Raw genomic sequence first — 12,287 nt, forward strand, 5'->3', positions numbered from 1 at the left:
AAATACTAAAAAGCCGCCTAACTAGACGGCTTGAAGCAATGTATTTGAAACAAGAATTGCCGATAGTTAATTATCTAACAATGCCTCGAGTTGACGCCAAGATCGAATCGTAAAACACTTTAACGGCTTCTGAAGCAGCGGCCATCGGCTCAATTTCTTTAAGCGCTTCTTCAAGGCGCAAGCCTTGACGATATACAAGTTTATAACAGTTACGTAACTGCTTAATATCTTCCTTCTCGAAGCCGCGACGCTTTAAACCTTCCATATTGATGGCAGCAGGCTTCATAGGATTACCATTACCAATCACATAGGCTGGTACATCTTGGTTAACAGCAGATCCACCACCAATCATGGCATGCGCACCAATTTTAGAAAACTGATGAACACCGGTACCACCACCTAAAATTGCAAAGTCGCCCACGTGAACATGCCCTGCAACCATTGCATTATTGGCCATAATACAGTTATTACCAATAATCACATCATGAGCGATGTGGGCATTACACATAATCAGGTTACCAGAACCAACGACAGTGATACCTTCATCTTGAACTGTACCACGATGAATGGTCACACCTTCTCGAATGATATTGTTATCACCAATGGTCAGCTTAGTAGGCTCACCCGCATACTTTTTATCCTGACAATCTTCACCCACACTCGAAAACTGGAAAATACGATTGTTCTTACCAATCACAGTAGGGCCTTTAATCACTACGTGAGAACTGATTACCGTTCCCTCACCAATGACTACATCCGGCCCCACTATTGTCCAAGGTCCAATTTCCACGCCATCTGCAATTTCAGCGCTTGGGTCAATTATTGCTCTAGGGTCAATCAAGGGTTACCTGCCTTTCTACACACATAATATCCGCCACACAGGCGACTTTTTCATTCACAATGGTTCGACACTTAAACTTTAGCAGATGATGACGCTCTTCAATGAACTCTGCTTCATGTTCCAATCGATCACCAGGAAAGACTGGTTGTTTGAATCGAACCTTATCGGCACCGGCAAAATAATACAAAAAGCCTTCCGATGCCTTTTTATTTTGTAACTGATACGCCAAAACCCCTGCTACTTGAGCCATCGATTCAAGGATCAACACCCCAGGCATGATGTTATGTCCTGGGAAATGCCCTTCAAAGAAGGGTTCATTCACCGTAACATTTTTATACCCTTTAATAATGTTATTCTGGCGATCAATATCGGTAATACGGTCGACTAACAAAAAAGGGTATCTATGGGGGAGGTATTGTTTAATCTCTTCGATATCCATATCGCTTACCACTCCTTCAACAGCGTTACTCTGAACCTTTTAACTCAGCCAGCTCTCTCTCGAGTGCTTTGATCGAACGAGCCATATCATCCAGTTGACGATAGCGTACAACGCTCTTACGCCACTGCTTCGTTTCTTGATAACCCGTACCAGAAGAATAAACACCTGCTTCTTTGATGTTGCCAGTAATCGCCGCCATACCTGTCATTTGTACACCATCAGCAATCTTTAAATGCCCGGAAATACAAGAGCCACCGCCAATGACACAATACTTGCCAACTTCGGTACTGCCTGCAATACCAGAGCATGCTGCCATTGCAGAGCCATAGCCAATTTTGACGTTATGAGCAATCTGAATCTGGTTATCAAGAATTACGTTATCTTCGATGATGGTGTCATCAATCGCACCTCGATCAATGGTGGTATTGGCACCAATCTCAACTCGGTTGCCAATTTTTACACCACCGATCTGAGCAATTTTATGCCATTCGCCTTTGTCATTAGCAAAACCAAAACCGTCACTACCAATGATGGCACCGGACTGAATCGTCACCTGATTGCCCATTTCTACACCGTGATACACAGTCACACGAGGGAACAAACGGCACTGTTCACCCAATTTACTGTTCGCGCCAACCACCACATGCGCCATAAGCTGCGAATGAGCTCCAATTTCAGCACCCTCATCCACAACCACATAAGGGCCAATATGAACGCCTTCACCTAACTTTGCAGAATCAGCGATTACTGCGGTCGGATGGATGTTTGTATCAAGAACAGGCGCAGGATCAAACAAATGAGAAAGTTTAGAAAACGCTAAGTATGGATTATCTAAAACTAAAACAGCGCCATCAAACTGGTCTGCCAACTTTTCGGGTAAGATAACAGCGGTTGCCTGGCACTCAGCTAATTTTGAAAGGTACTTATTATCCGATAAAAAAGTAATTTCGCCAGCCTGGGCCTTATCCAAAGGAGCCAACCCCCGTACCTCAAGGCTAGCATCACCTCGTAAGTCTGCTCCTAGAAAGTCTGAAATTTGCTGGAGGGTTTTACTCATAATCTTTCTCTATATTAGTAATACAATTTCCACAATCACTAAACGCACAAACGCACCTAGCAAAGCTAAGTGCGTTCATGGACTAAGTTAATGGAGATTACTTAGTTTTATTGGCGTTCAATTTCTCAAGCAATTTTAGAGTGATGTCCATGCTAGGGCTCACCCATAGGGTTGCTTCACGTGTTAAAAGAAGATCAATTTTAAGCTCATCAACCAACTCTTTTAAAGCCGCATCAATCGTACCTTTATTCTGCGCCAAGAATTCTTTTTCACGCTTGGTCTGCATTTTTCTTACTTTCTGAATAATATGCTTTGCATCTGACTGCTTGCTTTGAATTTCTTCAAATAAACGACGCTTATCTTCGTCAGTCATTAACATACCATCTTTCTGACCTTTCTCTTGAAGCGCCTTAATTTCCTGCTCCAATTGGGTCAATTGATCCTGCTCTGCTTTAAACTCATTTTGTAATTCAGCTACCGCCACTTTCGCAGCTTCAGAAGACATCAATGCTCTGTAAATATCTACAACTGCGATCTTTGACTCCGCAGCAACAATTCCAGGAATAGTAGTCAATAAGGTTAAAACAAGAGCCGATACAATTTTTTTCACAATAACATCCTTACTGTATTTATCGTTTTTTGATTCTAATTATCAGGCAGTACATCTTACCTGTGGTTATCTAACTAAAAAGGTCGACCAAGTGCAAATTCAAAAATTTGCGTATCGTCGTCATCTTTCGCATTCAAGGCTTTAGCTAAGCTGAAAGATAATGGCCCAATAGGCGTAATCCATGAAAGTGACACACCAGCAGCCGCTCGAATTTCATCCGCAGCAAACTCATACTCTTCACGATTGGTATCATAGACCTGACCAGCATCGAAGAAGAGAGCCGTTCTAAAGGAGCTTTGATCTTCAACAAACGGTAACGGGAAAATTAACTCTGCAGACCCTTCTACTAATAAGTTACCGCCAAATGGGTCGTCGTCACTTTCCAAAGCAGTTATGTAATTTCCATTTTCATCAATTACGTAGGCTGGGTATTGCTCACAGGAACTAGGGCAGGTAGTGTCCTTAGCTGCAGTAGTCACATACCGTTCTGCAGGAGTCGTTCTTGGACCAAGAGAGTTAGACGCATACCCTCTCACAGAACCAATTCCTCCAGAATAGTAATGTTCCCAAAAAGGCATAGCACTGGCATTGTAGGAATCACCGTACCCAAACTCAGTACGCAATCTAAAGACATAATCTTGGGACTTAGTTAATGGCTTAAACATCTGTCCTTTATAAGTCACTTTATAAAAAGGTACATCACTGATAGGTGTTGAAAGCTCAAGAGATAAGGACTGAGATGAACCATTGGTAGGCATCAGCCCTCTATTTAACGTTGAACGAGTCCAAGAAGTTGTAATCGTAAAGTCATTAAAAGTATCACCTTCTTCATCCACAAAGCCCTGAGCCTCTTCAGACGGTGGCTCTAAATTCCCTAGATCACTACAGCTAGGACTAAACTCATCGAATTCACAGGTTATTGAGTTTTCAATATCTGTAGAAGAGGTATTCGAAGACTCAATATTATATTTATCATTGACGTAATGATTTACACCATCTATCGGATCTGGTGTTCCAGAAATCTCTTGAGCAGGCTCATCACCTAGGGTCAACTTAGTACGGGAAACGCCAAAGTCGATACCGATACGCTCAATATTACTGATCGGGTAACCAAAGTTAATGCCCCCACCAAATCGGTCAGTCTGATAGCTGGAAATGTCAGCTTCACTATAATCGGTTTCTTGATAGAACATACTGAAACCACGACTGATACCATCTACCGTAAAATACGGGTTGGTATAAGAGAAATTCACACTTGAACGGAAATCACTGCGAGATACTCCGAAAGAAACACGATTACCTGTGCCCATCCAATTATTTTGGCTGATAGCAGCACTCAAGATTAGGCCGCTAGTCTGAGAAAAACCAACGCTGGCGGTCAAACTGCCAGAAGACTGTTCCTCTACGGTATAAACCACGTCAATTTGGTCAGTTGTTTCAGGAACAGGAGGCGTTTCCACATTAACAGTCTTGAAATAACCTAAACGCTCTAAACGCGTCTTGGATTGCTCAATTTTATCTGTAGACGCCCAGCCACCTTCAATCTGACGCATTTCCCGACGAATCACTTCATCTTTGGTCTTGTCATTTCCTTTAAAGGAAATTCTACGAACGTAGGCACGTTTCTGGGGATCAACAAAGAAAGTCACATCCACTTTCTTCTCATCACCCACTTTCTGCGGGATACCATTGACGTTTGCAAACGTATAGCCCTCATTACCCAAACGTTTGGTAATAAAATCTGAGCTTAAAGTAACTAACTGACGGGAAAATGTTTGATCTTTCTCTACTAAAATCAAGCGACGAATTTCTTCTTCGGTAACAACAATATCACCGGCTAAGTTAACTTCATTAACCGTATATTCTTCGCCTTCAAAAACATTAATTGTGATGAAAATTTGAGACTTGTCAGGGCTTATTGAAACTTGAGTGGACTCAATACTGAAATCAATGTAACCACGATCCATATACCAGGACTTCAGTTTTTCCAGATCACCAGACAATTGCTCTCGGGAATAATTACCAGACCCAGTTGCCCAAGATAGCCAACCCTTCACAGATAAATCAAACTGATTCAGAAGTTTCTCATCTTCAAACTTCTCATTACCCACAATATTAATGTGAGTAACAGCTGCCATCGTACCTTCATTGATATCAATTTTCAGAGCAACACGGTTTCGAGCTAACTCTTCTACATTGACCTTTACATCCGCATCGTAACGCCCCTGACCAATGTACTGGCGTTCTAGCTCTTGTTCAATGAGTTCAATGGTCATTCTCTTAAACAAGCGCCCTTCAGCTAAGCCCGCTTGCTCTAAACCTTTACTTAATTCTTCATCAGGAATAGAAGAGTTACCATCAAACTCGATACCAGAAATAAAAGGGCGCTCTTTCACTTCAATGATTAAGACAGAGCCTTCTCGACTTAGCTTAATGTCATCAAAGGAACCCGTTTTGTAGAGCAACTTAGTTGCTTTCGATAAACGAACTGAATCGACAGTGTCGCCAACGGATATAGGGAAAGACGCGAACACACTACCAGCGGTGACACGCTGTAGGCCATCTACACGAATATCAGTAACCGTAAAAGAAGATGCAAAAGAAATAACTGGCAGTAATAAAAAGACAAAAGTAAGGCAACGTAAACTATTTTTCAGCACGCAAACAACTTCCCTGATAACTAGGGTTAACTTCCAATAAACCAGCGGCTTATATCATTAAAAACGGCAAAGATCATGAGACTACCGATAAGAGCAACCCCCAATCTCAAACCAAGCTCTTGAACACTTTGAGAAAGCGGCTTACCGCGAGCCAACTCTATTAGGTAATACACTAAATGTCCACCATCAAGTACAGGGATAGGTAATAAATTTAGAACCCCTAAACTCACACTTACATAGGCCAAAAAAGATAAGAAAGGGATCAAGCCATAACTAACGGATTCACCCGCAACTTTAGCAATAGTGATTGGACCGCTAATGTTCTCAACCGAAATCAATCCGCCAATCATTTTCCATATGGATTCTAGCGTTAAGACCGACATATCCCAGGTTTTTTCAGCGCCTTTCAAGATAGAGCCAAAGAACCCATATTCCAATGTCACCAAATATTCGTCAGGCCAAGAAACTGGTTTAGGCATCACCCCCATAAAACCAATTAACTGACCTTGGCCATTCTCTTTAGATCTTGGAGTTAAACTTATTGAAAGACGTTGACCTTGTCGTTCAACCAACAATTCCAGTTCTTTCTCAGGACTCGCTTGAACACGCTCAACCAAATCTCGCCAATCTTCAATGGGTTGCCCATCAATTTCCAGGATAGAATCATCCGTTTTCAAGCCTGCATCAGATGCAGCACTGCCATCTTCAACCCGCTCGATTACTGCAGGTATAGGCAATCTAAGCGGATGAATACCTAACGAGCCAAATGGGTCAGGATCTCGAACACCTTCCTGCCAACGATCGATAACCAAAGAATGATCGGTAGACCACCCCTCACCTGTCTCAGCAGACACCTTAATTTCACCACTCTCTCCAATTCTACGAACTAAAGACAGTTGAACTTGCGTCCAATTTTGAACCTCTTTTCCATCGACCTTAGTGATAATTTGCTGAGGTTGTAATCCTGCCTGCTCAGCAATAGAACCAGATGCAATTTCACCAATCACAGGTTTCACTGACGTAGAGCCCAGACCAAAAACCAAAGAATAAAGAACAACTGCTAAAATGAAGTTAGCTAACGGACCAGCAGCAACCACAGCAATTCTTTGAAGAACAGGCTTTCGATTGAAGGCTTGAGAAAGCTCCTCAGGTGCAACATCGCCCTCTCGCTCATCGAGCATTTTGACATAGCCACCCAAAGGAATCATTGCAACGGCGTATTCAGTACCTTGCTTATCTTTCCATTTAATCAGAGGTTTACCGAAACCGATGGAAAAACGGAGTACCTTTACACCACATTTACGAGCGACCCAAAAGTGCCCGAATTCATGAAAAGTAATTAACAGACCTAAAGTAACTAAGGTCGCTAACAGCATTTGAAACATAATAATTATTTTCCATTCATCCGCTGTATCAAAGACGATGCATAATCTCGCGCTTTTTTATCTGCGTACAAAATATTCTCGAGAGATTCAGAACTATGATTCTCTACTCCGTTGAGAGTTCCCTCAACCACCTGTGAAATACCAAGAAATGAGAGCTTATCCGTTAGAAAAGCAGCTACCGCGATTTCGTTAGCCGCATTAAGAATGGCAGGCGCACAACCACCGTCTTTAAAGGATTGCTTTGCCAAAGCCAAACAAGGAAAGCGAGTCGTATCCGGTTTTTCAAAATTAAGCTGCGCAACTTCGAATAGATCTAAAGGTTTAACGCCTGAAGCCAAACGATCAGGCCACGCCAGACCATAAGCAATCGGAGTTCTCATATCCGGATTTCCCATTTGGGCCAACACAGAGCCGTCCACATAAGACACCATTGAATGAATAACACTTTCCGGGTGTACCACCACTTCAACCTGATCAGCATCACAGTTAAATAGCCAACACGCTTCGATGAACTCCAGCCCTTTATTCATTAACGACGCAGAATCTACCGATATTTTTTGCCCCATCGACCAATTAGGATGTGCCACCGCCTGAGCAGGCGTTACATTATGTAGAGATTCAAGAGAGAAGTTTCTAAAAGGTCCACCTGATGCAGTCAATAGAACTTTATCAACACCAAGCTCAGAAGACATCTGGCCATTTGGCAAACACTGATAAATAGCATTGTGCTCACTGTCTATCGGCAATAACGTTGCACCACTGTCCTCAATCGTGTTCATGAACAGTTGACCGGACATCACAAGCGACTCTTTATTAGCCAACAACACTTTTTTACCGGCTTTAGCTGCCGCAAGATTAGGCAACAGACCCGCAGCACCAACAATAGCTGCCATGACAATATCAACATCCTGATGACTAGCGATCATTTCCAATGCTGAAGAACCGCTTAGAATTTCAGTGTTTAAGCCACCTAAAAGCGCTTTCAATACCTCTTCATGTCGAGGCTCCGAAATGACCACATATTCAGGTTGGAACTCACGACACTGCTGAGCTAATAGCTCAACTTGAGAATGACCGGTTAAAGCAAAGACGTTGTATCGCTCAGGGTGCCTACGAATCACATCCAGCGTATTAACACCGATACTCCCCGTAGAACCAAGAATTGAAACAGATTGGATTCGATCAGACATGGCCTAGAAATTAATACCAAACAGCAATAACAATAATGCAAACACTGGCACAGCAGCAGTTAAACTATCAATACGATCTAATACGCCCCCATGACCAGGAAGCAACTGACTACTATCTTTAATTCCTCGAAAACGTTTAAACATACTTTCCGTCAGATCACCAAGCACTGAAACCGCCACAGTCACAGCACTCACTAACATTAGAAGCGCCAATTGTTCCGCAGGCATGGAAATCCATAGACCAACACCCAGACCAATGATCAAAGCACTTGCCATTCCACCCCAAAAACCAGCCCAAGATTTACCTGGGCTCACTCTCGGTGCCAACTTGCTGACACCCCACTTTCTTCCGGCGAAATAAGCACCAATATCCGCACCCCACACCATCAAACAGATATACAGCAATACGATTTCACTGTTGGGTTGCTGCTTCAAGAACAACAGTCCTTTCCAGCAGGGAATTAAAATCAAGAAGCCAATTGCAAGACGCGCCCACTTAGAAGCCCACAGCTTTGATAAGCCCGGATACGCTAAAACAAGCATCAAAGCCAAAACCCACCAACCTAAACCAATTGACAGAATATTCAGTTCAGGAAGTTGATATAGCCCATACATACAGCCCCCCATCAAAGCCGAATAAACGACTCGCAACCCTTGCTTCTCAAACCCCGCCAAATTAGCCCATTCCCAGGCACCTAACATAACGACCCCGGCCACAAACAAAGCAAAATATTCGAACGGCAAAAAGAAAATCCCGACGATTGCTAAAGGTGCCAACCATAAAGCCGTAATAACACGCTGCTTCAACATAAAATTACCTTGTAGTCCCTACCACTATTCCTCTGAGCTCAGGCCATCCACCTGCTCACATGTCATTCCGTACCGACGTTGACGACGACCAAAATCTGCCATCGCAGCCAACAACGCTTCTTCTTTAAAATCAGGCCAATATAGATCACTAAAATACAATTCAGAGTACGCAGCTTGCCAAAGCATAAAATTACTTACTCGAGTTTCACCACCTGTTCGAATATATAGATCAGGCGCTGGAACACCTGGCAACCCAATATATTGCTCAAAGTAGTCTCTTGAAATCTGGCCGGATTCGATCTTTCCAGACTTTACATCTTCAGCGCATTGCTTAGCGGCATTAACAATATCCCATTCACCGCCATAATTTGCAGCAATCACTAACGTCATTGCTGTATTTTCTTTTGTTTTCTCTTCTGCCTCATGAATATGAGCCTGCAAGGTCTCACTGAAACGCGTCTTGTCACCCATAACTCTAAGACGAATATTATTCTTATGAAGCTTTCGAACTTCATTCTTTAACGCCATCAAAAACAAAGACATCAACCCCTTTACTTCATCCTCAGGTCGATTCCAGTTTTCGCTACTAAACGCGAATAGCGTTAAATAGCTGACGTTTTGATTCAAGCATGTTTCTACAACATTTCGTACTGCGTCAAGCCCCGCCTTATGTCCCGCTAATTTGGGGAGATAGCGCTGTTTGGCCCATCGATTGTTACCATCCATGATGATAGCTATGTGCTTTGGCGTTGGAGCCGAGTTAGCTATGTCTGAAGTCATGGTCTGAAACACACCCTATCTTATTACTACCTATTTAATGCGATGTATCTAAAACCAACCGCACTATGCTGCTAAACAATTTGAACGAGATTTAGATACAAAAGTGCAGGTGAGAACCAGTCAATTAAGAAACCAATCTTCACCTGCAGCTTTCAATCTGGACTCAATGGAAACTAGATTTCCATCAAATCCTTCTCTTTTTTAGCCAAGTCAGCATCCACTTGAGCAATGAATTTATCCGTAATCTTTTGAATATCATCTTCTGCACGACGCGCATCGTCTTCAGTAATTTCTTTTTCTTTTAAAAGATCTTTGATATCAGAGTTTGCATCACGACGGATATTACGTACGGATACTCGTCCCGTTTCCGCTTCACCACGAGCTTGCTTGATATAGTTCTTACGAGTTTCTTCCGTTAAAGGCGGCATAGGCACTCGAATAACTTCTCCTGATGTCGTTGGGTTAAGCCCTAGATCAGCCTTCATAATGGCTTTTTCAATATCCGGAACCATTGGCTTTTCCCAAGGAACAACAGCCAAGGTTCTTGCGTCTTCAACGTTAACGTTAGCAACCTGACGTAACGGAGTATCTGTTCCGTAATACGACACCATTACTGAATCCAAAATACTTGGATGAGCACGACCCGTACGAATTTTTGCAAAAGCATGAGACAAAGCTTCCAGAGACTTAGTCATGCGAGCTTCAGCGTCCTGCTTAATTTCATTAATCATATCAACCTCTTTAATTCAGTCTCATTCAATTCAAACGCCATCAAAAATTTTAATTATCTATCGACTTTTTAGATAACCAATAAGTATTTAAGCCTTTACAATAATGGTGCCTTCGTCACCACCGGTAACCGCATTTAACAAGGCACCAGGCTTGTTCATATCAAGCACTCTAATTGGCATACTGTGCTCATCACACAAACAAATAGCGGTTAAATCCATAACACCCAGTTTGCGCTCTAATACATCGTCAAAAGATAAACGATCAAACTTGGTTGCATCAGGATTTTTCACCGGGTCATCGGTATACACACCGTCTACTTTGGTGGCCTTCACGACAACATCTGCTTCGATTTCAATACCGCGTAAACAGGCAGCAGAGTCCGTTGTAAAGAAAGGATTACCTGTACCAGCTGAGAAGATCACCACATCGCCCATGCTTAAGTAGCGCATAGCTTTACGACGGTCATAGTGCTCAACCACTCCACTCATTGGAATAGCAGACATCACATGCGATGAGATATTTGAACGTTCCAATGCATCGCGCATTGCAAGGCCATTCATAACAGTAGCAAGCATCCCCATGTGATCACCAGTGACTCGATCCAAACCAGCTTCACTCAAGGCTGCACCTCGGTAAATATTACCACCGCCGATCACCAAACCGACCTGAACACCAATTCCAACTAACTGCCCGACAACAAGGGCCATATTATCCAGGACTTTAGGATCGATACCAAAGTCCCCATCCCCCATCAGGGCTTCACCACTCAACTTAAGAAGAATACGCTTGTATTTCGCTTGACTATCTTTGACTGGCATAAACCTAATTCTCGTAGTTTTAAAATCACGCGCAAGTATACACGATTTCAAAAAAAAAGCGCCAAAAGGCGCTTTTTTCAAACAGCTTTAGTAATTACTTACCAGCTAGCTGCTCTGCAACTTCTTGTGCGAAGTCTTTCTTCTCAACTTCGATACCTTCACCCACTTCGAAACGAGTGAAAGACACAACTTCAGCACCCGCCTGTTGAGCCAGTTTACCAACCGTCAACTCAGGGTTTTTAACAAAAGGCTGTTCAACAAGACTGTTCTCTTTCAAGAACTTGTTAATACGACCAACCATCATTTTTTCAACGATTTCAGCTGGCTTGCCTTCCATATCAGGCTGAGCCTTAATGATTTCTTTCTCTTTCTCAACCGCTTCAGCAGACATATCTTCGCCTTTAACAACACGAGGATTTACTGCAGTAACATGCATAGCGATATCTTTAGCCAACTCAGCTTCGCCTGCAGTCAAAGCAACAACAGAAGCAATACGGTTATTAGAGTGTACATAACCATCAACCAAAGCACCTTCAACGATAACCGCACGACGAACCGTCATGTTTTCACCGATTTTCTGAACCAACGCCTGACGAGCTTCTTCTAGCTCACCCGCCATGATCACTTCAATATCAGTTGTCTTTTCAGCAAACGCTTTATCAAGAACACTGTTAGTCAACGCCAAGAACGCTTCATCACGAGCAACGAAGTCAGTCTCACAGTTAACTTCAAGGATAACCGCGTAAGAATTGTCGTCCGCAACTTTAACCGCAACAACACCATCAGCCGCAGTACGATCTGCTTTTTTGGCCGCTTTCAAACCTGAGTTCTTACGAAGATTTTCGATCGCTAGATCGATGTCACCATCTGTTTCTTTGAGTGCTTTTTTACACTCAAGCATACCCAAACCAGTACGCTCACGTAATTCTTTTACCTGTGCAGCTGAAATCGCCATGTCTATCAAC

General features: G+C 42.8%; 12 protein-coding genes. All 12 read right to left on the reverse strand.

What is annotated here, in order from left to right; translation table 11 throughout:
• Positions 1-70 precede the first annotated feature (70 nt).
• Positions 71-841, reverse strand: a complete 771-nt coding sequence (gene lpxA / locus ACFOEK_RS05425) for an acyl-ACP--UDP-N-acetylglucosamine O-acyltransferase (RefSeq protein WP_386717281.1) — start codon at positions 839-841, stop codon at positions 71-73.
• A complete protein-coding gene (fabZ, locus tag ACFOEK_RS05430; RefSeq protein WP_386717284.1) occupies positions 834-1,280 on the reverse strand; it encodes a 3-hydroxyacyl-ACP dehydratase FabZ in 447 nt (148 codons plus the stop codon). The genes lpxA and fabZ overlap by 8 nt, the downstream gene beginning before the upstream one ends.
• 25 nt (positions 1,281-1,305) lie before the next feature.
• Positions 1,306-2,337 (reverse strand): UDP-3-O-(3-hydroxymyristoyl)glucosamine N-acyltransferase, encoded by a 1,032-nt coding sequence (gene lpxD / locus ACFOEK_RS05435; RefSeq protein WP_386717287.1) that lies wholly within the window; start codon positions 2,335-2,337, stop codon positions 1,306-1,308.
• 97 nt (positions 2,338-2,434) lie between these two features.
• Positions 2,435-2,947: an OmpH family outer membrane protein gene (locus ACFOEK_RS05440; RefSeq protein WP_386717290.1), complete on the reverse strand. Its 513-nt coding sequence runs from the start codon at positions 2,945-2,947 to the stop codon at positions 2,435-2,437.
• 74 nt (positions 2,948-3,021) lie between these two features.
• Positions 3,022-5,607: an outer membrane protein assembly factor BamA gene (gene bamA, locus ACFOEK_RS05445; protein WP_386717293.1), complete on the reverse strand. Its 2,586-nt coding sequence runs from the start codon at positions 5,605-5,607 to the stop codon at positions 3,022-3,024.
• 26 nt (positions 5,608-5,633) lie between these two features.
• Complete coding sequence (rseP, locus tag ACFOEK_RS05450) at positions 5,634-6,992, reverse strand: sigma E protease regulator RseP (protein ID WP_386717296.1); 1,359 nt, start codon at positions 6,990-6,992, stop codon at positions 5,634-5,636.
• Between the two features lie 5 nt (positions 6,993-6,997).
• Complete coding sequence (gene ispC, locus ACFOEK_RS05455; protein ID WP_386717299.1) at positions 6,998-8,182, reverse strand: 1-deoxy-D-xylulose-5-phosphate reductoisomerase; 1,185 nt, start codon at positions 8,180-8,182, stop codon at positions 6,998-7,000.
• A gap of 3 nt (positions 8,183-8,185) precedes the next feature.
• A complete protein-coding gene (locus ACFOEK_RS05460) occupies positions 8,186-8,992 on the reverse strand; it encodes a phosphatidate cytidylyltransferase (protein WP_386717302.1) in 807 nt (268 codons plus the stop codon).
• 24 nt (positions 8,993-9,016) lie between these two features.
• Positions 9,017-9,772, reverse strand: a complete 756-nt coding sequence (locus ACFOEK_RS05465) for an isoprenyl transferase (RefSeq protein WP_386717305.1) — start codon at positions 9,770-9,772, stop codon at positions 9,017-9,019.
• Positions 9,773-9,945: 173 nt separating this feature from the next.
• Positions 9,946-10,503, reverse strand: coding sequence for a ribosome recycling factor (gene frr / locus ACFOEK_RS05470; protein ID WP_386717308.1), 558 nt, complete (start codon positions 10,501-10,503; stop codon positions 9,946-9,948).
• Positions 10,504-10,590: 87 nt separating this feature from the next.
• On the reverse strand, positions 10,591-11,322 hold the full coding sequence (pyrH, locus tag ACFOEK_RS05475) for a UMP kinase (RefSeq protein ID WP_386717311.1): 732 nt from the start codon (positions 11,320-11,322) through the stop codon (positions 10,591-10,593).
• Between the two features lie 94 nt (positions 11,323-11,416).
• Positions 11,417-12,277, reverse strand: a complete 861-nt coding sequence (gene tsf, locus ACFOEK_RS05480; protein ID WP_386717314.1) for a translation elongation factor Ts — start codon at positions 12,275-12,277, stop codon at positions 11,417-11,419.
• Between the last annotated feature and the right edge of the window lie 10 nt (positions 12,278-12,287).

This window comes from Litoribrevibacter euphylliae, assembly GCF_042646085.1.
Lineage (GTDB): Bacteria > Pseudomonadota > Gammaproteobacteria > Pseudomonadales > Litoribrevibacteraceae > Litoribrevibacter > Litoribrevibacter euphylliae.

Bases quoted from the DNA above. Each gene is read 5' to 3' on its own strand.
- ispC (WP_386717299.1), bottom strand. From the start codon at position 8,182: ATGTCTGATCGAATCCAATCTGTTTCAATTCTTGGTTCTACGGGGAGT.
- ACFOEK_RS05465 (WP_386717305.1), bottom strand. From the start codon at position 9,772: ATGACTTCAGACATAGCTAACTCGGCTCCAACGCCAAAGCACATAGCT.
- ACFOEK_RS05460 (WP_386717302.1), bottom strand. From the start codon at position 8,992: ATGTTGAAGCAGCGTGTTATTACGGCTTTATGGTTGGCACCTTTAGCA.
- frr (WP_386717308.1), bottom strand. From the start codon at position 10,503: ATGATTAATGAAATTAAGCAGGACGCTGAAGCTCGCATGACTAAGTCT.
- fabZ (WP_386717284.1), bottom strand. From the start codon at position 1,280: ATGGATATCGAAGAGATTAAACAATACCTCCCCCATAGATACCCTTTT.
- pyrH (WP_386717311.1), bottom strand. From the start codon at position 11,322: ATGCCAGTCAAAGATAGTCAAGCGAAATACAAGCGTATTCTTCTTAAG.
- tsf (WP_386717314.1), bottom strand. From the start codon at position 12,277: ATGGCGATTTCAGCTGCACAGGTAAAAGAATTACGTGAGCGTACTGGT.
- lpxD (WP_386717287.1), bottom strand. From the start codon at position 2,337: ATGAGTAAAACCCTCCAGCAAATTTCAGACTTTCTAGGAGCAGACTTA.
- rseP (WP_386717296.1), bottom strand. From the start codon at position 6,992: ATGTTTCAAATGCTGTTAGCGACCTTAGTTACTTTAGGTCTGTTAATT.